The sequence below is a fragment of the Rhizobium esperanzae genome (genome assembly GCF_002204185.1).
Classification (GTDB): Bacteria; Pseudomonadota; Alphaproteobacteria; order Rhizobiales; family Rhizobiaceae; genus Rhizobium; species Rhizobium esperanzae.
Genome location: NZ_MXPU01000004.1, coordinates 257129 through 281918 on the forward strand (window position 1 = coordinate 257129; position 24790 = coordinate 281918).

At 60.0% G+C, this 24790-nt stretch carries 30 protein-coding genes; 7 read left to right on the top strand and 23 right to left on the bottom strand.

Features of this window, described 5'->3' with window-relative positions; all coding sequences use genetic code 11:
- Positions 1–53 precede the first annotated feature (53 nt).
- Complete coding sequence (locus B5E41_RS07660; protein WP_088392401.1) at positions 54–731, top strand: spermidine synthase; 678 nt, start codon at positions 54–56, stop codon at positions 729–731.
- A gap of 6 nt (positions 732–737) precedes the next feature.
- Here B5E41_RS07660 and B5E41_RS07665 read toward each other — a convergent pair whose 3' ends face one another.
- The 3 genes from B5E41_RS07665 to B5E41_RS07675 form a co-directional block, all read right to left on the bottom strand.
- The gene (locus tag B5E41_RS07665) at positions 738–1532 is read right to left on the bottom strand and encodes an HpcH/HpaI aldolase family protein (RefSeq protein WP_088392403.1); all 795 of its coding nucleotides are present in this window, start codon (positions 1530–1532) and stop codon (positions 738–740) included.
- Positions 1533–1589: 57 nt separating this feature from the next.
- Entirely contained in the window at positions 1590–1790 is a 201-nt protein-coding gene (locus tag B5E41_RS07670) for a hypothetical protein (protein ID WP_088392404.1), read from the bottom strand.
- A gap of 88 nt (positions 1791–1878) precedes the next feature.
- On the bottom strand, positions 1879–2787 hold the full coding sequence (locus B5E41_RS07675; protein WP_176439351.1) for a choline sulfate utilization transcriptional regulator: 909 nt from the start codon (positions 2785–2787) through the stop codon (positions 1879–1881).
- Between the two features lie 95 nt (positions 2788–2882).
- On the opposite strand from B5E41_RS07675, the gene betC reads away from it, so the two are divergent.
- Positions 2883–4397: a choline-sulfatase gene (gene betC / locus B5E41_RS07680; RefSeq protein WP_088392408.1), complete on the top strand. Its 1515-nt coding sequence runs from the start codon at positions 2883–2885 to the stop codon at positions 4395–4397.
- Positions 4398–4401: 4 nt separating this feature from the next.
- Here betC and B5E41_RS07685 read toward each other — a convergent pair whose 3' ends face one another.
- Together B5E41_RS07685 and B5E41_RS07690 are read right to left on the bottom strand one after the other, a co-directional pair.
- Positions 4402–5262, bottom strand: a complete 861-nt coding sequence (locus B5E41_RS07685; protein WP_088392410.1) for a sugar phosphate isomerase/epimerase family protein — start codon at positions 5260–5262, stop codon at positions 4402–4404.
- A gap of 66 nt (positions 5263–5328) precedes the next feature.
- Positions 5329–6699 (bottom strand): amidase, encoded by a 1371-nt coding sequence (locus B5E41_RS07690; protein ID WP_088392412.1) that lies wholly within the window; start codon positions 6697–6699, stop codon positions 5329–5331.
- A 268-nt stretch (positions 6700–6967) separates the two neighbouring features.
- On the opposite strand from B5E41_RS07690, the gene B5E41_RS07695 reads away from it, so the two are divergent.
- Both B5E41_RS07695 and B5E41_RS07700 read left to right on the top strand, forming a co-directional pair.
- On the top strand, positions 6968–7243 hold the full coding sequence (locus B5E41_RS07695) for a hypothetical protein (RefSeq protein WP_176439355.1): 276 nt from the start codon (positions 6968–6970) through the stop codon (positions 7241–7243).
- 114 nt (positions 7244–7357) lie between these two features.
- On the top strand, positions 7358–7795 hold the full coding sequence (locus tag B5E41_RS07700; RefSeq protein ID WP_088392416.1) for a DUF1810 domain-containing protein: 438 nt from the start codon (positions 7358–7360) through the stop codon (positions 7793–7795).
- Positions 7796–7831: 36 nt separating this feature from the next.
- On the opposite strand, the gene B5E41_RS07705 is transcribed toward B5E41_RS07700, so the two are convergent.
- Entirely contained in the window at positions 7832–8338 is a 507-nt protein-coding gene (locus tag B5E41_RS07705; protein ID WP_088392418.1) for a hypothetical protein, read from the bottom strand.
- 257 nt (positions 8339–8595) lie between these two features.
- On the opposite strand from B5E41_RS07705, the gene B5E41_RS07710 reads away from it, so the two are divergent.
- The gene (locus B5E41_RS07710) at positions 8596–9114 is read left to right on the top strand and encodes a tetratricopeptide repeat protein (protein WP_088392420.1); all 519 of its coding nucleotides are present in this window, start codon (positions 8596–8598) and stop codon (positions 9112–9114) included.
- Between the two features lie 118 nt (positions 9115–9232).
- On the opposite strand, the gene B5E41_RS07715 is transcribed toward B5E41_RS07710, so the two are convergent.
- The 14 genes from B5E41_RS07715 to B5E41_RS07780 all read right to left on the bottom strand — a co-directional run bounded on the left by B5E41_RS07715 (position 9233) and on the right by B5E41_RS07780 (position 22108).
- Positions 9233–9802, bottom strand: a complete 570-nt coding sequence (locus B5E41_RS07715) for a hypothetical protein (protein ID WP_088392422.1) — start codon at positions 9800–9802, stop codon at positions 9233–9235.
- 67 nt (positions 9803–9869) lie between these two features.
- Entirely contained in the window at positions 9870–11168 is a 1299-nt protein-coding gene (locus B5E41_RS07720) for an ATP-binding protein (protein ID WP_088392424.1), read from the bottom strand.
- 15 nt (positions 11169–11183) lie between these two features.
- Complete coding sequence (locus B5E41_RS07725; RefSeq protein WP_088392426.1) at positions 11184–12125, bottom strand: type II secretion system F family protein; 942 nt, start codon at positions 12123–12125, stop codon at positions 11184–11186.
- Positions 12126–12132: 7 nt separating this feature from the next.
- Positions 12133–13086 (bottom strand): type II secretion system F family protein, encoded by a 954-nt coding sequence (locus B5E41_RS07730; RefSeq protein WP_088392428.1) that lies wholly within the window; start codon positions 13084–13086, stop codon positions 12133–12135.
- Positions 13083–14531: a TadA family conjugal transfer-associated ATPase gene (locus B5E41_RS07735; RefSeq protein WP_088392430.1), complete on the bottom strand. Its 1449-nt coding sequence runs from the start codon at positions 14529–14531 to the stop codon at positions 13083–13085. The genes B5E41_RS07730 and B5E41_RS07735 overlap by 4 nt, the downstream gene beginning before the upstream one ends.
- 16 nt (positions 14532–14547) lie before the next feature.
- Positions 14548–15111, bottom strand: coding sequence for a L,D-transpeptidase (locus B5E41_RS07740; protein WP_088392432.1), 564 nt, complete (start codon positions 15109–15111; stop codon positions 14548–14550).
- Positions 15108–16250 (bottom strand): response regulator/pilus assembly protein, encoded by a 1143-nt coding sequence (locus B5E41_RS07745; protein WP_088392434.1) that lies wholly within the window; start codon positions 16248–16250, stop codon positions 15108–15110. Before B5E41_RS07745 ends, B5E41_RS07740 begins: the two co-directional genes overlap by 4 nt.
- Before the next feature lie 29 nt (positions 16251–16279).
- Complete coding sequence (locus tag B5E41_RS07750; RefSeq protein WP_088392436.1) at positions 16280–16906, bottom strand: TadE/TadG family type IV pilus assembly protein; 627 nt, start codon at positions 16904–16906, stop codon at positions 16280–16282.
- A complete protein-coding gene (locus tag B5E41_RS07755) occupies positions 16900–17379 on the bottom strand; it encodes a TadE/TadG family type IV pilus assembly protein (protein WP_085781105.1) in 480 nt (159 codons plus the stop codon). Before B5E41_RS07755 ends, B5E41_RS07750 begins: the two co-directional genes overlap by 7 nt.
- Positions 17376–18977, bottom strand: a complete 1602-nt coding sequence (locus B5E41_RS07760; RefSeq protein ID WP_088392438.1) for a TadE/TadG family type IV pilus assembly protein — start codon at positions 18975–18977, stop codon at positions 17376–17378. Before B5E41_RS07760 ends, B5E41_RS07755 begins: the two co-directional genes overlap by 4 nt.
- An 89-nt stretch (positions 18978–19066) precedes the next feature.
- Positions 19067–19372: a hypothetical protein gene (locus B5E41_RS07765; RefSeq protein ID WP_088392440.1), complete on the bottom strand. Its 306-nt coding sequence runs from the start codon at positions 19370–19372 to the stop codon at positions 19067–19069.
- Positions 19356–20846 carry a type II and III secretion system protein family protein gene (locus tag B5E41_RS07770; protein ID WP_088392442.1) on the bottom strand — a complete coding sequence of 497 codons (1491 nt, stop codon included), beginning with the start codon at positions 20844–20846 and terminating at the stop codon, positions 19356–19358. Before B5E41_RS07770 ends, B5E41_RS07765 begins: the two co-directional genes overlap by 17 nt.
- Positions 20847–20901: 55 nt before the next feature.
- Positions 20902–21816 (bottom strand): Flp pilus assembly protein CpaB, encoded by a 915-nt coding sequence (gene cpaB / locus B5E41_RS07775; RefSeq protein ID WP_088392444.1) that lies wholly within the window; start codon positions 21814–21816, stop codon positions 20902–20904.
- 97 nt (positions 21817–21913) lie between these two features.
- A complete protein-coding gene (locus B5E41_RS07780; protein ID WP_088392446.1) occupies positions 21914–22108 on the bottom strand; it encodes a Flp family type IVb pilin in 195 nt (64 codons plus the stop codon).
- Positions 22109–22369: 261 nt separating this feature from the next.
- On the opposite strand from B5E41_RS07780, the gene B5E41_RS07785 reads away from it, so the two are divergent.
- Positions 22370–22900 carry a prepilin peptidase gene (locus B5E41_RS07785; RefSeq protein ID WP_088392448.1) on the top strand — a complete coding sequence of 177 codons (531 nt, stop codon included), beginning with the start codon at positions 22370–22372 and terminating at the stop codon, positions 22898–22900.
- Between the two features lie 36 nt (positions 22901–22936).
- Here the strand turns inward: B5E41_RS07785 and B5E41_RS07790 are convergent, their stop codons facing one another.
- Positions 22937–23137, bottom strand: coding sequence for a hypothetical protein (locus B5E41_RS07790; protein WP_088392450.1), 201 nt, complete (start codon positions 23135–23137; stop codon positions 22937–22939).
- A gap of 63 nt (positions 23138–23200) precedes the next feature.
- Complete coding sequence (locus B5E41_RS07795) at positions 23201–23824, bottom strand: TetR/AcrR family transcriptional regulator (RefSeq protein WP_088392452.1); 624 nt, start codon at positions 23822–23824, stop codon at positions 23201–23203.
- A 126-nt stretch (positions 23825–23950) separates the two neighbouring features.
- On the opposite strand from B5E41_RS07795, the gene B5E41_RS07800 reads away from it, so the two are divergent.
- On the top strand, positions 23951–24166 hold the full coding sequence (locus B5E41_RS07800) for a hypothetical protein (RefSeq protein WP_088392454.1): 216 nt from the start codon (positions 23951–23953) through the stop codon (positions 24164–24166).
- Positions 24167–24217: 51 nt separating this feature from the next.
- On the opposite strand, the gene B5E41_RS07805 is transcribed toward B5E41_RS07800, so the two are convergent.
- Positions 24218–24745, bottom strand: a complete 528-nt coding sequence (locus B5E41_RS07805) for a winged helix DNA-binding protein (protein ID WP_088392456.1) — start codon at positions 24743–24745, stop codon at positions 24218–24220.
- Positions 24746–24790 lie beyond the last annotated feature (45 nt).

A 24790-nucleotide genomic window follows, 5' to 3' on the forward strand; every position in this document is an offset into this window, starting at 1 on the left:
CACTCTTCGCCCTATGCTAGGGGACGGTTCCTTTCATGTGAGGCGAAACCGTCATGCTGCCCTGGATCCAGCTCGATTCCGCGACCATTCCCGGCGAAGACGGTGAACTCAGGCTGAAGCAGCGCGGCAACGAATTCTCGATCATGCTCGGCGCCAACGAGTTGATGAACAGCCGCCTCAGCGGCTCGGAGGAAGCGCTGGCGACCCTCTCCTGGGAGAGGATCAACGCCCATCCAAAGCCGAGAATCCTTGTCGGCGGCCTCGGCATGGGCTTTACGCTACGCGGCGCCCTTGCCGTCCTGCCTGATGATGCCGGCGTCACCGTCGCCGAACTCGTGCCCGCCGTCGTCGCCTGGGCGCGCGGACCGATGGCAGAGGTGTTCAAGGGCTGTCTCGACGATCCGCGCGTCGGCATCCACCAAGGCGATGTCGGTGAGGCGATCCGCGCCGGCAAGAGCACCTATGATGCAATCCTGCTCGATGTCGATAACGGCCCGGACGGGCTGACCCGCAAATCCAATGACCGCCTCTACGATTTTAACGGCCTTCGCGCTGCTCGTGACGCGCTTCGTCCCGGCGGCGTGCTCGCCGTCTGGTCGTCCGGCCCCGATTCCGATTTCACACGCCGTCTCAAGGACAGCGGTTTTTCCGTCGACGTCGTCAATACCCGCGCCAACCGCAAACGCGGCGCCCGCCACGTCATCTGGCTTGCAGTCAGATCGGTTCGCTGAAGGTGGTTAGCTTCCCGAGGCGATCCTGCGGGCGGCGTTGATGGCCCGGCGGGCGCCGGCGCGCAGTTGCACGGTCTCCGCACCGGCGATGACCAGATCGAAGCCGAATTTCAGCAGCTCGCCGGCCCGCTCGCCGTCACCGGCATAGGCACAGGCGAACTTTCCGTGGGCGCGGCAGCGCGCGACGGCATGCTGCATGGCGCTGTCGATCTCGGCGGCGTTCGGCGCCACCTGGTCGCCGTTCGACAGCGCAATCGAAAGGTCGGCGGGGCCGACGAAGATGCCGTCGATGCCGGTCACGCCGAGAATGCCGTCGATCGCGTCGAGAGCGGCGCGGGTTTCGACCATGGCGATGGCGAGGGTGAGTTCGTTGGCGTTTTTGAGATAGACGTCAGCCGACAAACCGGTATGGTTCAGCGCCAATGACGGTCCCCAGCTGCGCTCGCCGAGGGGCGGATATTTTGTGGTCCTGACCAGCGCGCGCGCGTCCTCGGCCGAATTGATCATCGGTGCGATGATCCCCGAGGCGCCGGCATCGAGCAGCCGCGAAGCGGAGGCGAAATCGCCGACGGGAATGCGCGCGATGGCCGGCTTGCCGGCAAGACGCGTCTGAGCGACGCCGTTTGCCGCCGACTGCATGTCCCACATGCCGTGCTGCATATCCAGCACGACGGCATCGAAAGCTTCTTGCGCCAGATGGTTGACGAGCATGGCGTCGGGGATGCCGATCCAGGCGGAGATCATGCCGCCCTTATGCTTCCTGATCCGGTCCGCAAAGCTATCGATTTCAGCTGCGCTCATGCCATTCTCCTCATTTCGCCGTCAACGGCCGGATTGCCGCCAAGCGGCGGCAGCAATTTATCCTCTGCGACGCCGCCGCGAGATGATGACGATCACGACGATGCCCGCCGCCGCCAATATGGCGCCCCAGAGCATCCAGATCTTTTGGGCGATCATGAAACTGGACGCCGGATAGGGAAAATAGCCGCTTCCCTGCCCGATCCAGATCAGCCCGAACAGAACCATAAGCAGTCCGATGACAGATCCGATCGTTCGCATGTTTCAGTCACCTTCTTCTTGGATTCGACCCCACAATGTCGATCACCATCGCCGATGACAAGGCTTCTCCCGAGGAGAAATGCAACCGCTACTCACCATTTCTCGTCACCTCATCCGACAGCCAGGCGCTGAGCCTCTCGCTGTGGACGTTCGGGGAGCGCGGTGGCACCAGCCAGTAACCGCGGTCGGGCGCCTCCAGCGGCGGGCCGGCTTGCACCAGCATGTGCGCGGAAAGAAGCGTATCGACGAGTCCCATCCAGCCGATCGCCACGCCCTGCTCACTGAGAGCGGCCTGGACGACCAGGGAGTATGTATTGAAACTGATATCGCCGCGGCCGGCATTGTTGTCGCGCGGGACGGAGAATTCGGCAAAATATGTGCGCCAGTCGAACCAGGGCGATGGCAGCGCCGCGTCGAGATGAATGAGCCGCACCTTGGCAAGCTGTCTCGGATCGGCGAAGGGGCCGTTGCGATCGAGGAAACCGCGCGTGCAGACGGGCACGACCCTCTCCGGCAACAGAAGTGTACCGACGGCGCCGAATTCCTCGCGCGTACCGAAAACCACCGCGACATCGGCTTCATCGCGAAATCCGGCTGCAAGCCGCTGCGTCGCGACGATCTGCATATCCGTTTCCGGGTGCAGAAGACGAAAGCCATCCATGCGCGGGATCAGCCAAAGTGCCGAGAAAGCGTAATCCGTCCTGAGCCGGACGACCGGCCTTTGTGTTTCGGCGCGGAAACTGCGGGCGAGCGCGTCGATGTCGCCGACCGCTTTTGCGGTCACCTCAAGAAGCCGCTCCCCCTCCGCAGTCAATTCGACGCCCCGATGTTGGCGACGCAGCAGGCCGACACCGAACTGCTCTTCCAGCCGTCGGATCTGGTAGCTGACGGCAGGCTGGCTCAACCCGAGAAGCGCTGCCGCCGCGGAAAAGCTCCCGAGCCGCGCTACCTCGACGAAGAGGCGCATCCATCCGAGCTCAGGCGTGCGTTCTGACATAAAAATCCTTTTTGGCAGACATCGAAAAAAGCTGCCTTTACAGGCGCGATATTAGGCGCTTCAATAAAATCTTCAAATAGCAAAAGGCAATTCACATGGCGCGCCCGAATATCCTCATCCTGATGGTGGACCAGCTGAACGGGACCTTCTTTCCCGATGGCCCTGCCGACTTTCTGCACGCGCCGAATCTGAAATCGCTGGCCAAGCGCTCGGTGCGTTTCGCCAATACCTATACGGCAAGCCCGCTCTGCGCGCCGGCGCGGGCCTCCTTCATGTCCGGACAATTGCCGAGCCGGACGCGCGTCTACGACAATGCGGCCGAATTCGCCTCCGACATTCCAACCTATGCCCATCATCTGCGCGCCGCCGGTTACCAGACCGCATTGTCAGGCAAGATGCATTTCGTCGGCCCCGATCAGCTGCACGGTTTCGAAGAGCGCCTGACGACAGACATTTACCCCGCCGATTTCGGCTGGACGCCCGACTACACCAAGCCCGGCGAGCGCATCGACTGGTGGTACCACAATCTCGGCTCGGTCACCGGCGCCGGCGTGGCCGAAATCACCAACCAGATGGAATATGACGACGAGGTCGCCTATCACGCCACACGGAAACTCTACGACCTCTCGCGTGGCCATGACGAGCGCCCCTGGTGCCTGACCGTCAGCTTCACCCATCCGCACGACCCCTATGTCGCGCGCCGCAAATTCTGGGATCTCTATCAGGACTGCCCTGCCCTCGACCCGGCGGTTGCGCCGATCGCCTATGAACAGCAGGATCCGCATTCGCAGCGTCTGATGAAAGCCTGCGACCACGATGCTTTCGACATCAGCCGCGAAGAGGTCAAGCGGGCAAGACGCGGCTATTTCGCCAACATCTCCTATGTCGACGAGAAGATCGGCGAGATTCTCGATGTGCTGGAACGCAGCCGCATGGCCGATAACACGATCATCCTCTTCGTCTCCGACCATGGCGACATGCTCGGCGATCGCGGCCTCTGGTTCAAGATGAACTTCTTCGAAGGTTCGGCCCGCGTTCCGCTGATGATCGCGGCGCCGGGCTGGAAGCCGAAGCGCATCGACCAGCCCGTCTCCACCCTTGACGTGACACCGACGCTCGCCGGCCTCATCGGGATCGATATCGCCTCGTTGAGGCCATGGACCGAAGGCTGGGATCTCGCAGCGCTTGCCGAGGGCAGCGGCAGCCGTGGTCCCGTGCCGATGGAATATGCCGCGGAAGGGTCCGAGGCGCCGCTCGTCTGCCTCAGGGACGGGCGCTACAAGCTCTCGCTCTGCGAGAAGGACCCGCCGATGCTGTTCGACCTCGAGGCCGATCCGCAAGAACTCGAGAATTTGGCGGTCGACCCGGCGCATGCCGACACTTTGGCGCGGCTGGTCGAACAGGCCAGCCGGCGCTGGAATCTTGGCGATTTCGACGCAGCCGTGCGTGAAAGCCAGGCGCGCCGCTGGGTGGTCTACGCCGCGCTGCGCAACGGCGCCTATTATCCCTGGGATTATCAACCGCTGCAGAAAGCCTCTGAGCGCTACATGCGCAACCACATGGATCTGAACGTGCTGGAGGAAAGCCAGAGGTTCCCGCGCCAGGAATAGGCTTTTAAGCCGACCTGCGCGCCGGCGCCTCACGCAGGAAAGCCTCGATGAACGCCTTTTGCAGCAGAATGCCATCCCATTCGTCGGGGAAGAACGGCGAGTCGTAAATCAGCATGAAAGGACCGGCGTAACCGGCCGTCTCGCACATCTTCAGGCATTTGCGGTAATCCTCGGCATCGAGACCCACAGCGTTATAGTCCGCCTTGGCGTGGCAGATTTCCGCCCGGCGCATGATATCGGCAAGGCCCGGATATTTTTCCGGCGCCGCCCAGTTGCCAAGATCGCCGTTGAGCCCGACCTTGCCGTCCAGCCGGTCCAGCAGCCAGTTCATCTCGACCGGTGACGGCAGCAGGTCGAACCAGTTCTCGACGACAACACGCACGCCGCTGCCTTCCGCCTTTTCGGCCAGCCAGCCAAGATGGCGGGCGGCACGGGCAAGGTTTTCCTCCGTCGGCTTCTGCTTGCCGGCGATGACGCGCATTCTTTGCGCCCCGAGCGCCGCCGCGATATCGATCCACTCTGCCATCCATCTGACATCTCGTTCGGCCGTTTCGGGATGGCTTGGATCGCCGTCCTCGACGAGCAGCGTCTGGAACAGCACGTTCGAGACCGCCATCGCGTCGCTGAGTTCAGTTAGATAAGCGGCATCAAGGCTCGGCAGATGGAAGGAACAGACCTCCAGCCGGTGGATCCCACGCACTGCGAGCGCCGCCGGCATGTCGATCAGCGCTGCACCGCCGGCCCCGTAGGGCTCTTTCGGCGCCGCACTCTTGGCGGGGTCGGGGCTATAGCCATGAACGGCGCCGAGCAGCCGATGCAGCGACCAGGTCGAAACCGCGAAGCGTCCGTTCTGCCAAACTTGCACGTGATTTCCTCCAGGATCTCCTCGTCCATCAATGGCAATAAACACCGGGCGGTTCAATTGCGAATTTCAGACGAAATCGCCGCGGACCGCCGCCTCGGCGGCAAGTGCCGCCCCCAGCAGCGCCTCGTCGCGACGGGCGGTCGCCGAAAGCAGCAGACCGACCGGCATGCCGAATTCACCCGTACCGCAGGGAATCGAGACGCCGCACCAGTCGAGGAAATTGCCGAGTGCGGTATTGCGCAGCGTCTTGTTATTCGTGGCGAAGAAGAGTTCATCATTCTCTTCCAGCGGCGCGATCGGCGGAGCGACATGCGCGACGGTGGGAAAGGCCAGGAGGCGGTCCCCCACGAGGCGGTTGACTTCCCCGATGAGGCGCTTGCGGGCTTCGAGGATCGCGATGTAATCGGGTGCCGTCGTCCTGCTTCCCAAGCGGGTGCGCATGACGACGCGATGGTCCATACGGTCTGCGTCCGGTCCCGCCAATCGCTCCTGGTGAAGGGCGAAAGCCTCCGCCGTCACCAGTGGACCATACCTCGTCATCAGATCGAAGATTTCGCTGAAGGCTGGAATGACGGTGCGGGTAACAGAGGCGCCGGCGCTTTGAAGGCGTTCCAAAGCTGCCTCGAACGCGGCAGTCACGCCCGGTTCCACGGCATCGAAAACGACATTTTCGGGCACGAGCAATTCCAGCCCCCGCAGCGGACGCTCGACGACATCGGGCGCGGTCAGACCGCGCATCGCCGCATCGATCCACACCGCATCCCTGACGCTGCGGCAGAGCGGCCCCAGCGAATCCAGGCTCTTTGCCAGCGGATAGACGCCGTCCATCGCATGACGGCCTGATGTCGCCTTGTAGCCGACGATCCCGTTGAAGGCGGCGGGAATGCGCACCGACCCGCCGGTATCGGTGCCCATCGCGACCGGCACCAGCCCGGCTGCGACGGCAACACCGGCGCCGGAAGAGGAGCCGCCGGGGATGCGCGGGAGATGGGTACCGCGCGGATTGACCGGCGTGCCGTAATGCGGATTGATGCCAAGGCCGGAAAAGGCAAATTCGCTCATATTGGTGCGCCCTATGGCGACCATGCCCGCCTGCCTGAGGAGACCGACGACCGCCGCATCGCGAGTGGCGGGCGGATCGGCGGCCAGGACAACGGACCCTGCCGTCGTTGGCAGACCCTCAATGTCGAAAAGATCCTTCCAGGCGATCGGAATGCCATCCAGCAAACCGAGCGAGCGCCCTTCCCGCAAACGTTTGGAGGAGGCGTGCGCCTCCGCCATCGCCCGACCTTCGAGCAGTGTCGTGAAGACCGCCTTGTCGGCAAAATCCGCGATGGATTCGAATACCGTCTCGGCCACATCGACCGGATCGGCAGCGCCGCCTTGGATGAGGACGGAAAGTTGGGCGACAGACATCGCACCGAAGAATTTGCTCATGGGACGGTCCTGATGAGAGATGCCGCCAAGGACTAACCCGGATCATTCGAGCGGGCCAGAGCCTCACGATCTTTTGCATTTATTGGTACGAATTTTTGAACACTGAGTTTGGATATTGCCCCTTCAATTGCCGCGATTGAAGACACACATGCATGCACGCATGCCGAGCCGGTTCGACGCGAGGGTGAGTGTTACTCTTCGACCGGCCGCATGTGTTGCAGGAGTAATTAAAATGACAGATTGTGAACCTTTAAGCCGTCGCCAGGATATGGTGACCCTCCACGTGAAAGAGGACGAAACTACTGGTCCGGGCGAGCGCGACTATGTGGAACATGTCAGCGCCCAGAAACTTTCCGGTTTCGAGCGCATCGTCGTGGTCGCAGCGTTGGTTGTCTTGAGCTTTGTCGGTTTTGCCGCATATTCGTCCCGCGAGACGGATCCGGTGACGACATCGGCCATTGCGGCCACCCCTGGCGATACGCCGCATCATCAGCCTTACGGCCATTGCCGTGACAGCAGCCCCTATGCTGAACGGGTCTGCTGACAGCAAGCCGACGACCCCGGGCGACATTGTTGTTCGCCCAGGGGAGAAGTTTCTTCGCCAGGCATGGAGCCCTGTGGCTCAAGGCTGCATTGACAGCAAAAAGGGGAAAGAACCATGGCCGGCAAGATCGATTACAATCTCGAACGTTTCGTCAATGCCCAAAACGGCGTCTACGAGCAGGCGCTTTCCGAGCTGAAGGCCGGACGGAAAACCTCCCACTGGATGTGGTTCATCTTCCCGCAGATCGCTGGTCTCGGCACCTCTGCAATGGCGGAAAAATATGCCATACGCTCGGCCGGGGAAGCCGCCGCCTATCTCGCTGATCCCACTCTCTCAAGCCGGCTGCTGCGCTGCGTCGAGGCGATTTTATCGATCGACGGCCGATCGGCCCATGACATCCTCGGCTCGCCTGATGATCTCAAGCTGCGCTCATCGATGACCTTGTTTGCGGCGATCAGCGATCACGGCTCGCCCTTTCACCGGGCGATCGAACGTTTTTATCAGGGAAAGTTCGACGAGCGGACGATCGAGATCCTCAGCGCCAGGGACTAAGCGAAGTTGATGAAGGACATGCGCCGCTAAGTTTTTCTACCGGAACGACATTGTACGCTTGATGATTGTTACATGGCAGCAAACGCAAGCCAAAAACACGGATATAAAAAGGACAGTCCCTAGCGGCGAGTAGGATAGCGGCAGGAACGACCAGTCGCCTCGCTGAAGCTGTGGCATCGCAAAGGCGGATAGGTCGGCTTGCGCGACTGCTGCCCGTCCCATGGTCAGACCGGTTGCGATCAGCGCGATATGGGCATGGATGAACCCCGACCGGTAGTGTCTTTGCGGCTGCAGGGCCACTCGAATCCCAAAAATTGATGCGAGCATCAACAGGACCGTGGCACTCCAAATTCCAATGCCGGGTACCGACAAAAGCAGATAAATCGGCTCGCGCATGACAGGAAGAATTGTCATATGCAGCCACCAGACGGAGGCGCTCGAGGGGTAGCTTTCCAAGAGCAGCATGCTGAGGATGAACGTCGATGCTATCGCGTAAGCAAGTGATGGCCCAAGTCGCATCAGTGTGAAAATAGCGATCCGCATAGGGCGTCCGATCCTTTGACCTGAGAGCAGGGTAGGCGACGTAGATTAATTTTCTACTCTGAGAATCACCGAACGCATGATACCAACTTTGAATGGTTGGCATTTATCATGCTGACGCGTTCGGGCGTAGACCGCCTCTGTCGCTTTTTTGTGACTAATTGCTCAAATTCTTGAGTTGTTAGCTTTTTTTTACGATGATTTCCGGTGAGCGCATCCGGATCTTTGGTAAGAATGTCTGATGGGGGATCAAATTGCCAATGTTGCAGATCAGAGCTGGGACCAAATGCATCGCGTTTTTGATAGCGGCTGGAGCGATTTTAGCTGGTTGCCAGTCATCCAGCGATGGCCTCGCTGCTTATGGCGATAGTGCAAAGACCCTCGAGGATGACTCAGCCGTTGCCTTCTATAAGAACGACGAGTTGATAACCAACGGGAAATTGCAGTTCCAGGAAAAGAACTACGGAAAATCCTACGCCATCTACAAGCGAGCGGTTGATGTGTTTCCGCAAGATCCAGCCGCCTGGCTCGGCCTCGCGGCCTCGGCCGACATGGTTGCCCGCTTCGACACGTCGGACCGCGCCTACCAGCAGCTCTCCCGAATGATCGGCAACACCCCGGTCTATTACAACAATGTCGGATATTCTCACCTGTTACGCGGTGACTTGCGTACTGCCAGGCGGTACTTCCTGAAAGCCTATGAGCTCGATCCCGGAAACGAAGTCACGGCCCGTAATCTCGAATTGATGAAGAACAGCGTGAAGTATGCTCAGCGCTGATAGCGCCTCTCGGCGATCGGCAATCTGTGTCGAGATGAGAGCGCCCTGGATATGAGCGAGGCACGTCGTCCCTGGCCGCGTCCACCGATTGCCTTGGAGATTTCGGCGAAGTCGGTGTTTACCGTGCCTTTCGAAGGATGAGCTGGCCTTGCGGTGAGAGCGTTCGTTCGTAACGCGGCAGGTTATTGACTGGAATGCCGCCCGCTTCAATGGACGCAAGAGTGCTATCCAGCATTTGAGTTTCCGCTGGCGCGGTGCGAGGTGCGAAAAACTGCGCCGGCTCCTTGCCGGGCGCGCTCAGGACCAAAGCTGAGCCCATGCGCGCACTGCTTATGTCGTTGCGCATCCCCTCGTTCATCGACAAAATGGACTTTTGCAGGCTATCCATCTCTTGACGGATAAGTGCGAGTTCGTCGGCCTTGGCGTTGCTCGCGATCTTGTCCGACTGCTTTTCCATTTGTCCTCTCAGGCCCTCAATGGACCTTTTGAGCGCTGCGATGCTCTCGCGGCTCTCGCGCACATCCGCTGAGTTTTTGGCAGTATAGATGAGTACGCCAGCATTCACGGGCAAGAGTATAAGGAGCAGACCGACGATGAGTGGGTTTCTTGAGGCTCTCGGCTCAATCACTCGCATGTTGCTTGGTCTCGCGCCGCCTGCTTCGCCGTCGATGCTCGGGATGCTGGTCATTCGTTTACTCCCCGTAAGTCGTTAACTGGATTGAATCAGGACGCCGCGCTCGGCGCAAGGTCCGCGATCATTCCGACGTGAATACACCTTCCCAGGCGCGGTCCAGCATATCGAGCGACGCGATTCTCTCTATGCCATTGAACTCGCAGTAAGAACCGACAAAATCCAAAAGATATTTCGGATGATAGCAAGACGCTAGCACATCGCCGTTGTACTTGCGATCGTAGAACAGGTGCAGGTCTGGATCACGGACGGCCAATCCGGCACCGCTGGCATAGGATTTGAAAATTCTGATGTATTCGTCACGCGAAGGCGTGTTCACATAGATCTTGTATTTGAGGCGCCGCAAGCCCGCCTCGTCGGAGAGGTCCTTCGGTGCGATATTCGTCGAAAAGACGACCAACTCGTCAAAGGGAACCTTGAACTTCTTGCCGGTGTGCAGCGTCAGGAAGTCGTATCCGCGCTCGAGCGGCACAATCCAGCGATTGATGAGCGCCTGCGGCGCCACCTGCTGACGCCCGAAGTCATCGATGATGAAGACGCCGCCGGACGCTTTCAAGTGTATGGGCGCTTCATAGACATTTGGCCCGGCATTGAAGGTGAGATCGAGTTGATCGAGGGTCAATTCTCCGCCCGTCTTGATCACCGGACGGCGGCATTCGATCCATCGTCGATCCGCTTTCGGATGGAAATCCGTGTCAGCCTCGGAGACAGGGTGGTGCACTGCCTCGTCATAGAAACTGATGACATGGCCGCCGACCTCGATGGCATAGGGCACCCAGATGGTTTGGCGAAACAGTTGCGACGTCCGCTCGGCGATGCTCGTCTTTCCGTTGCCGGGCGGTCCGTAAAGCAGGATGGAGCGACCGGAGTTCAGGGCCGGACCAAGCTTTTCGACCAGGGTGTGCGAGAGCACCAGCCCCTCAAGGCTCTCGGTTAGCCGCTCGGGGGTCACCCGCTCGTGATGGATGGACTGCAAAGAGATTTGCCGGCAGAACGCATCCAGCGACACCGGCGCCGGCCCGACATATTGGCTTTGACGCGACGCCGCGTGGGCATATTCGAACCCCTTCATCGACAGTGCATAGCGGACATCGGATCGCACATCCTCACCCGCCAGGCCGCGGGCCTCGAGATAGGCGAGTTTCACCAGTTCCTTGATCAGGATATTGACGATCACTTTCGGCAATCTCATGCGGTCAGCGAGATGAGAGGCCGTGGTCGTATCCTGCTCGGCCGCACATTTTGCGGCCAGCCGAAGCAGGAACGACTGATCCAATCCCGCTTGCTCTATACTTCCCGGTGCGATCGGCATACGCGGATCGAGGGAAATGGCGTCACGATTGTGTTCGAGCGAATACTGCATACGACCTCGCTTGGCTTAACCGCCGGGTTTCATGCCGACAAGAAGACTGATGACACGCATAACAACGGGCACAAGCACAATGACGAGGCTTACCGGAAAAAGGAACGCGCCCAGCGGCAGCAGCATCTTGACCGGCAAGGCGTTCGCCTTTTCCTCGGCGCGCACAATACGCAGGTCGCGCATTTCCTTGCTGTAGACCCGCAGCGTCTGCGTGACGCTGGTCCCGAGCTCCTCCGATTGGCGGAACAGAACGGACAGGGCCCGGGCCTCGTCGATTCTCAGGCGGGTGGCCAGGTTAGCGAGCGCCTCACGCAGTCGCCGGCCGCCCCGAACTTCCAGCATCATGATCGAGAGATGGAGGCCGAAGTCCTGCTGCTTGTCCACGAATTCCCGGGCAACACGGTTCGCGGCCGCTTCGATGCTCATCCCTGCATCGAGGCAGACGATCAGCATATCCATGAAATCGGGAAAGAGACGGCGGTATTCCCTCTCCTTGGCGGTGCCACGCCGGTCGATATAAATGTTGACGAGAATAAAGGTCGCGCCCGCAGCAAACATGGCAATGATCAGGGCGCCTATCTGCGGCATGTTCGGCGCGATCCGGTTTAGGGCCCAGACCGCCCCGACCAGCATGCAGATACAAATCACCGCGCGGACCACCTGGAAGGTGGTCACCGCGCCGGCAGCAAAATAGCCCGCCCGAATCAGTCGGTTCTGGGTGGAGTTCAGATTCGTGTCACGTCGCGTAATTTCGAAATAGCGGCGGATCAGGCGGTTTTCCGCCTCGCCGAGATCGGCAATCGTCGTATCGCCAACATGGAAGTCGTCGCCCACCGCCGAGCTCTTCGACACCCGAACCGAGACCTCGCGCTGTCGAAAAAACAATTCCGAGGCTGCCGCCGAAAATATCAGCACTGCAAAGAAGACGATGAGGTAGATTCCATACTCGCTCGACATGACCGCCTCAGTACTCGAAGTTGACCATCTTGTAGAGAATGACATTCCCGATCGCCATGACGGCCAGCAGAATGCTCACAACGGCGGTTCCGTGGCCGCTGTCCCAGACGGGGTCGAAGTAGGTCGGCGACAACGCCTTGATCATCGCGTAGAGCAAAAACGGATAGATCGACATGAAGATCGCCGTTATGCGTCCTTCAGACGAAATCGCCCTCACCTTTGCCTTGAGCATCGACCGGTCTCGCAGCGTTTTCGAAAGGTTCTGCAAGATTTCCACGAGATTGCCGCCGGTTCCCGCCTGTACGCTCAACGATATCGCAAGCAGATTCAGGTCCTCGACGCCGACCCGATCGGCTAAGTTCACAAGGGCATCGTCCAGCGTCACGCCGTAGGTGAGTTCATCCGAGAGGAGGCCGAACTCGGTGCCGATCGGATCAGGCATCTCGCGTGCCACCAAAGAAATCGCCGCCGGCAGCGGGTGGCCTGCGGCCAGGCTGCGATTGGCGACATCGAGCGCTTCAGGAAGCTTCAGCTCGAATTTCTTCATGCGGCTCGCCCGGGCGCGCCAGACGACCAATGCGGGGATGAGCAGGCAGATCAGAAGAAAGACGGGTATTCTAAACAGAGTGCTCGGCACGAGGAACTGAACTGCCAGCCACGTCAAAAGTGCGCCAGCGATCGCGAAGAGAGCAAATCGCCTGGCATCGAACTTGATTCCCGACTGGGCGTAGAACCGCAGCAGCCGCTGCATGATGGGGGTTTGCCGCCAACCGCCGGCGACACCGCGCTCCTTGAGCATATCGCTATAGGTCTTGCGATGATCATCGCTGACCTCGAGCAAGCTCAACCGATGGTTCACGGCGCGGTGGCGTTCGGATGTCTTGAAGTAGCCGCGCATAATCGCTTCAACAGCGACAAGGGCCGCGGTGAAAACGGCAGCGTAAACGAGAGTCAGGGTCATTGAACAGGTCCCGTTTGGAGCGGTTTACCGGGATCAAAGATTGCCACGGGAATCTCGATCCCGAGTTCCGCAAATTCCTCGACGAATCGCGGCCGGATGCCGGTGGCGCGGAATTCGCCATGGATCCGCCCGCCTTCTTCAGTGCCGATTTTCTTGAACTTCATAATCTCCTGCATCTGCACGACTTCGCCCTCCATGCCGGTGATCTCGGAAATCGAGACAACTTTGCGGCTGCCGTCGCTCAAGCGCTGGACCTGCACGATGATGGTGATGGCCGACGAGATCTGCGAGCGAATGCTCAACTGCGACATCGGCATCCCGGCCATGCCGACCATCTGTTCGAGTCGGCCGACGGCGTCGCGGGGCGTGTTGGCGTGAATAGTCGTCATCGACCCCTCGTGACCAGTATTCATCGCCTGCAGCATGTCGAACGCCTCGTCGCCACGGACTTCGCCGACGATGATGCGGTCGGGACGCATGCGAAGAGCATTTTTCAAAAGTTCGCGTTGACGGATCTCGTTGCGTCCGTCGAGCGTCGGCGGTCGGGTTTCCAAACGCCCGACATGGGGTTGCTGCAGTTGGAGTTCGGCCGCATCCTCGATGGTGATCAGGCGCTCCTTGGGAGAAATCTGCGAGGAGAGAGCGTTGAGCAAGGTGGTCTTGCCGGAACCGGTGCCGCCTGAAATCACCATCGACACTTTGCCCTTGACGGCGGCGCTGAGAAGGATGCGCATCGCATCGGCCATGGCGCCATATTGCACGAGGCGCTCCAATGTCAGCGGCTTGCGGGTGAATTTGCGGATGGAAACGAGCGGTCCATCGACCGAGATCGGCCTGATGGCGACGTTGACACGTGAGCCATCCTTGAGGCGGGCGTCGACCATCGGCGTCGATTCGTCGACGCGGCGGCCGACGGCCGAGACGATCTTGTTGATCACCCGAAGGAGATGGTCCTCGTCCTTGAAACGCACGGCGGTGCTTTCAAGCTTGCCGCTCCGCTCGACATAGACGCTGCTGTAGCCGTTGATGAGAATATCTGCGATCGTCTCGTCGGCCAGCAGCGGCTCGATCGGTCCCAGCCCGAGCATCTCGTCGGTGATATCGCGGATCAGATCGTTGATTTCCTTGGCATTCAGCGGAAAGTTGTTACTCCGGATATAGTCCTTAACCAACGGCCGGATCTCGGTCGCAATCTCCTCGTTGTCGAGCGTGTCGAGGATCCCGAGGTTGATACGATCGAGCAGGTAACGGTGCAGATTGACCCGCTCGGAAACCATGTCCGGCCCGAGCGACGCCTCTTCGCCACTCGCCGTGGCGCTGTCAGAGACCGGTCGGGCAGGCATGTTCTGAGCTGCGACGAGAGACAGGTCGGCCGCCTCCGGATGTTGGCGGCCTTCAGGCTCCTGCTGATGCTTGTAGAAACGCCCCATGATGCCGTTCGCCATGCTTCCCACCCCTGAACTATTTTACAATGACCGTGGAACCGACTTTCACCCTCTCATAGAGATCGATGACGTCGGCATTGCTCATGCGAAAACAGCCCGATGAGGCGAAATCGCCGACCGTCGACTGCTCGTTCGTTCCGTGAATGCGGTAGAGCGTGTCGGTCCCGCCCTTGAAGAGATAGATCCCGCGAGCACCCAAGGGATTGAGCGGACCGGCAGGCACCAGGTCAGGAAGTCCGGCCGCGCGCGCCTTCATCTCGGCAGGCGGGCGCCAGTCAGGCCACTCTGCCTTGCGTCCAACCTTGACGGTCCCGCTCCAGCGAAATCCGTCACGTCCGACGCCGATCTTGTAACGGATCGCGCGTCCATCGGAGATCACGAGATCCAGCGTACGGTTCGCGCTGACGATGACGATCGTTCCAGCGGCGTAGCCTCTTTCGACCGTCACCACGGTGCTTGTCGTCGGCCCAAGGCTTCGAGGCACAAGTCCGCCTGCCGCAGCATCCCCAGCAACGGCCAGAATGGCCAGAACCACAAGGCCGACGCAGGACCTTACGCGGCCACTGTCAATCGCCTTCATCGCACCAATGCTCCAAGTTTACTGACCGCGCCGCAGAATCGCGCCCGGGAATTCACCTGAACTGGCAGCACGCCGCGGTTGACCGCTTCGCTCAATGTATCCCAGTCATCCGCAATGACATGCGTCGGGATGTCCTTGAATATCTTCTCCGTTTGTTGTCGGCGCAGGCCGAGGCCGAAAAGCTTGGCGCGGTATTTGTTGATGACGATGAATATCTGATCCGAGCTGCCTCGCAACCGCGCCAGATTGGTGAATAAATCCTTGGCTTGGGAAAGCGCGGGGATCGTCATTTCGGTGACGATGTAGATGCTGTTGACCGAAGTGAGCACCTCGTATTTCCATGGCGTGTCATAATAGGGGACGTCGACGACCGTGTGGTCGCTCTCGAAGGCGGCCACGTCGAGCATACGCAGCACGAGTTCACCGCCCTTCGGCGACAGAAGGACTGACGGCTGTTTGAAGGAAAGCAGTGAAAAGCCGCCCGGATGCCGCTTTCGGACGAGATCGATGAATTCAAGATCGACCCGGGAAGGATTGGCGATGACCGGTTTCAAGTCATAGTCGTTCACAAGATTGAGATAGTAGCCAAGCGCCCCGGAGCAAAAATCAGTATCGAACAGGTCTACCCGCGGCGTCGAGTTCTTGGTCGGCTGAGCCAGTGAATGCGCAAGCGACGAAGCGATCATGCTGGCGCCCGCGCCACCGACGGCTGAGACCACGGCATGCACCCGGCTGTCGCTTGCCCCGGTGCCTGGCGCATGGGTCGAAATCATGTCGATCAGGGCGCGGCGCTCCAGCGGCTTCTTCAGCCAGTCATTGCCGTTCAGGCGGAAGAGCAGCCGCATCATGTCGTCCGGCAGGTCTTCGGAAACGACGACGAGCGGAATGTCCCGGTAGCTGGTACGAAACGCGAAGAGCTCCGGTTGCTGCAGCAATTCCCCATTGTCGACATCGAGAACGATCAGGTCGAACTGCGTCGGATCGAGCCGGCCCTTTTCTCCGAGCGCCTTCAGCGAGAAATGGCGGACATCATAACGCGAAAGCGACCCGAACGTATCGAGCATGAAGCTCGCTGCAGCCGCGTCGTCGGAGAGAACCAGGATCTTAGCGGATGCGGCAATGTTCATGTGCGCTGTCATTTTCGCTTTCCTACGCTATAATTAAGGAATCAGCAGGTCGAGCAGGTCTTCAGGTCTTCCGTCGTGATCGTCACCGGATGGGCCGGGATGGTGACGTCGTTCAATCCCAACAGCCCGCCGAGGATCGGCAGATCGAAGGTGATGTCACGCACCTCCAGCCGCATCGTCACCACGGGCCCGTCAGGGCGGCCCCAATAGCCAAGTCCCGATCGCTGATAGGTGACAACCAGATTCTCCCGCTTGATGCGCCAGTTAAGGTCACAAATGCCGGGATACGGATCGGTTCCTACGTTGCAAACGCCATCGCTTCCCAGGACGATGCGGTTCAATGCCGCCATGCTGCAATTGGCAAGAGCCGGTCCGCAGGTCGACGATATCGTGGCATCGTTCGGAGTGGCTTTGCCGTTGTTGAGCGGATCGGCAGCGTCGGTCGGGAAAACGGCATTGAAATTGGTTGTCAGCGGATCTGATACTGCCGCCAGTCGGGCACCATATTGCAGCGCCTTGACCGTCTGATTCCACTGCGACATGGCATAGCCGAACTCGATGAAGGCGGCGAATACCAGCATGACGATCGGAAAGGTCAGCAACGCTTCGACAAGGCTGACACCACTGCTATCCTGCCAGAATGTCTTGATCTGCCGAAAGATCACCATCCGATATATCTCTCTTCATGGAAGGAACTGAGGGTGATAGCGTCGATTCCAAGAAAGCCGAATACCGGCGAGCTCTGGTAGAGATGCGCAGTGGAAATGGTAATGTTCCCATCGGCATCGGGCGCACTGATGGTAATGTCGGCAGGGTCGTTCCAGCCGGGGACGCGCGGTTGAGCGTTTGCCGCAGGTGTCTGCGTTCCGTAAAAAGCGATCGTCTTTGCCGTTGCCTGATTGCATGTCGGCACATAAGTTCCCGACAGCGGTCGGCATCGCGAGAGGTACCGCCCAGCATCCCGCAGACCTGCGTCGATCTGCATCCGCTGCCAGAAAATGCTGCCAAACTCCAGTATGGCAGCGGCAAAGAGCGTCACAAAGGGGATCGCGAGCAGCGCCTCGGCAAGCACTGCGCCCTCCTCCCGCCGCCAGAAGCCGAGGCAAAGCTGATGCAAGATAAACTTGCGGAGCGCCATCATCTGACCAACTCCGCTTCTTCCCGCAGGAATTCGTCTGCCGTACCGCGACCACCCTTGCCGGTGATGTCGATCATCTCCAGGGACAGGTATCGTTCGCTGGAATCCTTTATCGCCGGCTTGGTCAGGAACATGCGCGCGAAGGCCACGGCGCGGGTGGCCTTATGACCATTCAGATGCCCGACTGAGGCTTCATAGCCACAATTGACGATGGCTGAGAAGATTTCGCGGCGATCACCATATTCAGCCGCGGTATAGTTCGAAAGGTCCGGGCCGGTATAGCACTGGCCGCCGGTTGTCGGTTTGCCGGTTTCGCCATTCGCCGAGGCATGGTTGATCAGAGACGGGTTAGCAAGCTCGTAACGATAAACGTCGTAGGCGGAGGGCTGGCTCGGTGTTCCGGTCGCCTGCGGGGGATAGCTGGAGTAGTTGCTGAGGACCGTGCTCACCGAGGGCGCAGCCGTGCCCTGCGCGACATTCCAATAGGTCGTGTAGTTCCAATTGTTGCCGCTGCTGATCTTGCCGCCGGCAAGCGAGCTCATGGCCGCTCCGTAGCCGAGCGGCAAAGCCTTGGTCGCATCGCCGACAACGTCTCCGACCATGACCGGAGCATAGGTATCGCAGCCCGGCTTTCCCTTGGTGGTTGTCCGAGCGGAGCGTACGTTTCGCGCAGGACGGTAACGATAATCTCCCTTCGCGCTATTGAACGAGGAGGCATAAAAGCCGAAGCGCGTATTCACCCCGTCCTCGATAGGCCCCGCCATTGCGCCGGTCTCGGTATCGAGATTGTCCTGTGTGTAGCAGGCGCCGGGGTTGCCGGTGGCAAGAGCCTCCGCCAACACAGACGCACCATTGCCCAAGGGGGTTCGCAGAAAGCCGAAATTGCCGGGCCCGGGATTGGAGGATGCTGTGCTGTGAAGCTCGATCTGTCGCCCGTAGAGATTGCCGGCCGCAAAATTGGTGTGCAAGGCGGCTGCGGCATCTGCGTCGGCGCTTTCACTGGTGTTGCCAGCAGGCTCGAACGGATTGCAGATAAAGATCGGCGTCACGTCGCAGGCGCTGGCGTGGTAGACGGCCACGGCGTCGGCAGCGATGTTGATCGTATCGCGGTTGAAGCCAACGGGAATCGGAAAAATCGTCTGCATTGCCTGAGGCTTGGCGATGACCCAGGCATAGGAGGCTTCGCTGGGCTCTGTCGTTTCCATCGAAGCCGGGATGGGCGTATCGTCGTTGGCCGGGATGCTCTTCAGGAAAAGCACGGTAACAGTGCTTCCGGCATCGTTGCCGGCGTCATAGGTCACGCTGATACTCGAGCCAAGGGACATGCCGGTCCCACCGCCGGAGAAAGCGGCGCTGTTGGCGATTTTCTCGATCGCCGTCTGCGCCCTCGTAATAGCGTCGTCGCGGCCATCGAGTTCGCGGGCCCCGGCCAGCGCCATCGCATCGACCGCGTTCTGGAGATCGGTATGCAGGTTGCTGCTGCGTCCGACATCAATAATCAGCAGCGAAAAGCCGAGAAGCATTGGCATGGCGATCAGCGTCAATGCGATGACATAGCCGCGATGATCGTTCCAGAAGCGTATGACAACCCTGCTGAGCATTGGCGTCCCCCCGTCACGGCGCTATCGCCGTGACGACCCCTTTTCGTGCATTTCCCTCCGGCGCTGCCGCCGTTCATGCCTTTCGCCAGCTACTGGCTGGCGGTCGCCCCGTTGGAGGCCCCATTCGCCCCCATGGCCGGCGACGGCTGAACAACGCCCAGCCCGCCGTTCTGATATTGAGTGACCACCCTCCGGATCACCTTCCCGTCGCTTGCGATTTGAGTTCGCTGGGCTTCCGGCGGGAACGGGTCTTGGATATGGATGGCCTTGTTCGCTTCTACGGCGTTCCCGACCCCGAAGGTGATCGTGTCGCGATGGTTCATATAGTCGGCGCAGCCGGAAGCGAGGCCGGCGGCTGCAAGGACGAGAAGGACGCGCTTAGCGTTTTGTAGCAACGGCTTGGACTCCCTGGTTCAAGTCGAGACGGTGGCCATAAGGCCCGGTCACACCTACGCCATTTCGAAAGCGTCGGAGCATGTCCTTGTCGACTTCCAGGACACCGAGCGCGAAGAGCTCGACGTCGTTGGACGAACGCGTCTGATCGAGCGGACTATAGAGGTCCTCACCCGGGCGGGCCGGGCGCACAATGTGTGGCGTGACGACGATGACGAGGTCGGATTCCTTCTTCTGGAAACTCGTCGAACGGAACAGAGCGCCGAGCACTGGTATCTGCCCGAGTCCCGGCAATTGCTGGATGTCTTTGGCATTGATCGACTGCAGCAGGCCCGCCAAGGCAAAGCTCTGGCCGTCGCGGAGCGCGACCGTGGTGCTGGCAGCGCGCGAGATGAATCCGGGATTGCCGTTGACGTTGATCGACGGATCAATCTCGGAAACCTCAGGCTCGATCTCCAGGTTGATGAGACCATCATCAAGAACCACCGGCTTGAAGGTCAGCCGCACACCGAATGGGCGATAGTCCGTCTCGGTGGCGACAGTCGTGCCGTTGTTCGTCGTCTTCAGGATCGGCACTTCACCGCCGGCATGGAAGCTCGCGGTCGAGCCGCTCATGGCGATGAGGTTCGGCTGAGCCAGGCGGCGCACCAATCCCTTCTGCTCGAGGGCGTTGATGACCACGTCGATATGGCCGCCGGAGATTTCCAGCACCTTGGCAATCAACTGACCGAAGGGCAGCGCCCCCGTTGCCGCCCCCTTGGGGTCAAGGAGGGTGCGGGCCAGATTGCCGCTGTCGTCCACGGTGATCCCCTGGCTGGTCGTAGCCTTGCCGATGCGGTTGTTGCTGCCCTGCCCGGACCAACCGATCCCGAGGTCACGACCCGTCTGGCGCGAGGCTTCGATGACACGGACCTCTAGCATCACCTGCTGGCTGTCACTGACGCGCAACTGGTTCAGCACCGGCTGGTCGGAATAGGATTGGGCGATTTCCATCACCCGCTGCAGTTCGATGCCGTCACGGACGAAGCCTGTCAGGCGAATGCGATCGTTGGAGTTGATGACCCTGACCCGAGCCGAGGGCGCGGCAGAGCGAATGGCGGAAGCGACTTCGCTGAAATCGCTCGCAACGCGGATGTCGATGACCCCAAGCAGCGACTTGTCGTCGCCATAGACCGAAATATTGGTGGCGCCTGGCTTTTTGCCGCGGATGAACAGCGACTTGTCGGAAAGCGGCACCACGTCGATCATATCGGCGCTGCCGATGACAAGATCGCCGAAGGGCTGGCCTGTATTGAGCGTCAGCGTCTCGTTCGGAGGCAAGGTCACATGCTGGACTGATTCGCCTAAAGTGATGGACTTCTCCTGTGCGTTGGCGCGACCGGCAAATCCGGGGCCCAAACACACACAGGCCGAAAACACTGCCGCTAGTGCCGCAAGGCTTTTCGTCCTTGCGATTCTTCTCTTGCCGTTCGCCATGCCTGCTTTAGCCCCCTCATCCGGCTCGCCGCACCTGCGGCATTCCGCATCAACATCACTGGACCAGGCCGACTCGGTGCTCCTCGCGCTTCGTCGTGTTCCAGACTCCCACTGTCACCCACTTCGGCTCAACCGGCAACACCGGCTCAACCTTTTGTTCCACAATCTGCACTTGTTTTGCCGGTTCTGGCAACTGCTTTTCCAAATCCTTGCCCAGTTCTGTCGCCATCGCCCCGCCACCGAGGTCGGCGACGGTGATCGGCCGGGTCTGCTCGACTGAGGAAGAGGCAACATTGCGAAGCGCCAGCGAGAGCGTGCCGACACTGGAGCCGAGGGTCAGGCGCTGGGCCTCATCGGTCGTGACCTCAAAGGTCACCGTTTTCACGACGGATGGCTCGTCCTTGCGCTCGTCTGCCGTCTGGTCCACCGCAAGGACCTTGACGCCTTGCAGCAGCACGTCGACGAAGGTCTGATCGTTGCCCGCCTGCCCGCGCACGACCCGCGTCAGAAGCACGTCGACGCGATCGGAAGGCCGAACGAAGCCGGCAACGCCGAGCACATCGTTGACGCGAATGGAAACGGCCTTCATGCCCTGATCCAGCGCCGCCGACAGTGTGGCGCGTTCGCCGGTACCGGTGATTTTCGAGGATAGAACCGGCTCGCCAGGGTCGATTGCCGCCATGGCATAGCGCGGCTGGGCATCATTGCCGACGACCATCTCGATGCTGACGAATGAGCCTGCGGGTGTTTCATTAGAGGGCCACGGAATGGCCCTGAGGTTTTCGGATCGGATCCGGTCACCGAAGCGCATCGGAGTGGCGGCGACAACAAGTGTCCTTTCCTCCGCCTTTACGCCGCTCATCGCCAGCAGCTTGGCCTTCTGATCGGAGAGATACGCGCGCATGCCGAAAACTGCGGCGGCGGCGAGTACAAATGCAATAACGAGGCTTAAAATTGTTGAAGAACGCATCGCGGTTACTCGCTACACTGGACGGAGCGCATCCATTCATTGATGCTAATTTAGAAGAGAGGGGTTAACAAACCCCTCGCTTCTGCGAATGCCAGCTTCAGGCTGGAGCCGTCAGGTTGGCCGTAAACCAAGTTGCCCAGCCGTTCCACACGGTAGCGAGATTGGTGCCGGCCAGTGTCACCGCTCCGATCACGCCGCCAACCAGCAGGGCAAGCAGAATGAGGTATTCCGTGAGTGCGACGCCATCTTCTTCCCGCGCGAAAGCGCGTACGCTATTTACAAATGCTTTCATCGAGAATTACCTCCCAGGTAAGTTGTGCGCCGTAATTCCCCCGGCACGCTTTGTCGTTGAGACCGCCCCTTCGACTGGAAATATTAATAGTCTGTTAATTCTAATTTAGTCAATTGTTTTATACCCGCTCGAATTGAGAACTATACTTATGGTTAAGACCAAAACCCGAGGACTGGTCATAAAAATCCGGAAAAATATGCCGACGCTGAGTAAAAAACGGACCTACGTGGTAGATTGTCATAACCAAAAAGGTTGAATCCTATGCTTGGAATGATAGTTATTGTTAATTCGCTTTCGGTATTACTTTTTCTTTATGCCGCCTGGACCGATTTCCGCACATGGAAGATCCCCAACGCGGTCGTGCTTGCGCTCGTGACACTTTATGCATTGCGCGCGGCGGCCGTGATGCTTGGCTCCGAGGACGTCGGCGCAGCACTGTTTGCTTCAAGCGGAATTGGCGGCGACCTCGGAGCTGGCCTGCTGATGTTCATCCTTGGGGTAGCGCTCTGGGCGTTCCGGCTGTTTGGCGCAGGAGACGCCAAGCTTTTCCTGCCGATCGGCCTTTTTGTCGGATGGCACGGAATGCTGCCGTTTTCGTTTTTGCTCCTGGTCCTCGGCGTCGTGACGCTTCTGGTCCTGCGGCTGCCGGTTCCGCTGCGTGTCGCACACCTCGCCTTCTTCATGCGGATCGAGGAGATCCGGGCGAGCAGGAAGATACCCTATGGCGTCATCATGGTTTTCGCGACGCTCCTCACCCTGGCTTTGCCCATGATCCGACAGCAACTGCAGTGAGCTGAATCGTGCAGACGCACGGACAGAAGCTGCAACCTAAGCCGAAAAGGCCCTGGCCGACCTGTTCTCGAGCGCGGCGATCTCCTCGGAGAGCTCGCTCAATTGCTGACGCAGGTCGCTGTCGGTGCCGTCATCGACCTCCTCCTCGCCAAAACAATAGCGTGCCTCGTGGAGCTCGAGCTTGGCTTCGAGCTCGGCGCGCCTGGCATAGAGCCGCTTGAGATAGACGTGGTTCATCTCCCGGTCTCCACATCGTCCGGTCATGGAAAAACGGTGTGGAGGCGGTAAGGTTCCGGTCTATCAGGTGAATGAAGCGATCGCTGCTCGGCAGGCCTTGGCGAAATGGCCGCAACAGCCGGCGGCGCCCATTGCCTGACGACTGACGCGCGCGCCTTCGAGGAGCAGCGTCAGCGTATCGGCAAGAAGCTGAGGTTCGCGCGCACCGGCTGCCGAACAGAGCGCGGCCAGGCGATCGCGCTGTGCGGCCTTGTGCCTCTCGATCATTTCATGGGCGGGATGACCCTCCCCTTTGAGCTCGATGGCGGCGTTGGCGAGATCGCAGCCGGCGGGCTCGCCGTTCAGACACTGCGCCCGCATCTCCACCCAGGCGTCGAGCTGGGCGCGAGGATTGCCGGGATGAGCGGCCTCCAGATCGCGCCAGATGGCATCGGCCTTTTCGGAGGCACGCCGCAGCGTCTCGCAGACGAGTTCGTCCTTCGAGCCGAAATGGCGGTAGAGCGTCATCTTGTTGGTCAGAGCAGCATCGGCGATGGCATCGACGCCGATGCCGCGGATGCCGCGCTCACGGAAAAGCTCCACGGCCGTCGAGACGATGCGCTCCCGCGGCGGGATGCGATCTTCTGAAACGGTTGTGGAGATTTCATTCGAAGTTTCTGATTTTTTTGCGGACGAAGTCCTTGACATCAATGTGACCGATCGGTAACAACAGCATTGTTACTTACCGGTAACACCACAGGCCGCGAAAGTCAACGCAGAGGGTTGGCGGCGGATGTGGAACACGGGCGACCGCCCACGAAAGGAGGACAAGCCATGAGACAGACCAGAGACGACCTGACAATATCCGAAGCGCTTCGCGACCCCCTGATCGCCATGGTGTTGCGCGCCGACGGCGTGAAGCTTGAAGACTTCAAGCAACTCCTGGAAACGGCCGCCGGGAAACGTCAACCGCGCCCGACGCCGGTGGGCAAGATGATCGGAGCGCTTGCGAGCCGCGCCAATCTGCCGGCCATGCCCTGCTTCGGCTGAAAGCCGCCTGAACACCGGGGGATCTCTCCCTGCCCCCGACAAGGGCTGTCGTCATAAAGAGGCGGCGGCCCTTGCTGCTTGATCGTAATGGCCGGAAAGCGCCCTGAGTGTCGCCGCCACCGCCGATGTCGCCGCGGCGTCGAGCCCGAGTCCCTTCATCGATTCCACCAGCAGCGCCTCCCGCACCGCCCGGTATTTCAAGCAGATTTCAAAACCCTTGTTGGTGGCAGCGATCAGTTTTTCCTTGCCTGCCCGCGCGCTTTTCACGAGACCGCGCTTTTCCAGCTTCTTGATCGCATAAATCACCAGATGCGTGTCCTCGACGCCGAGCACGCTGCAGAGATCGCCGAGCCGCTTCGGCCGCTGCCGGTGCGCCACCGAATGCAGCACCAGCACGTCGATCGCCGCGCAGCCGGGTTCACCCGCCGCCGTCATGCAGCGCACCATCCAGCGGTCAAAAGCATTGCCGGCGAGGATGAGACCGAATTCCAGTTCCGAAAGAACGGGAAGCGCGCCATCGGCGAGATGCGAGGAGGAGACGATCGGCCCGATTTCCGGCTGCCCGCGCTCACCTACCATTCCATCCCTCCATGATCAACAGCTCAACGTTGACATTTTATCGAT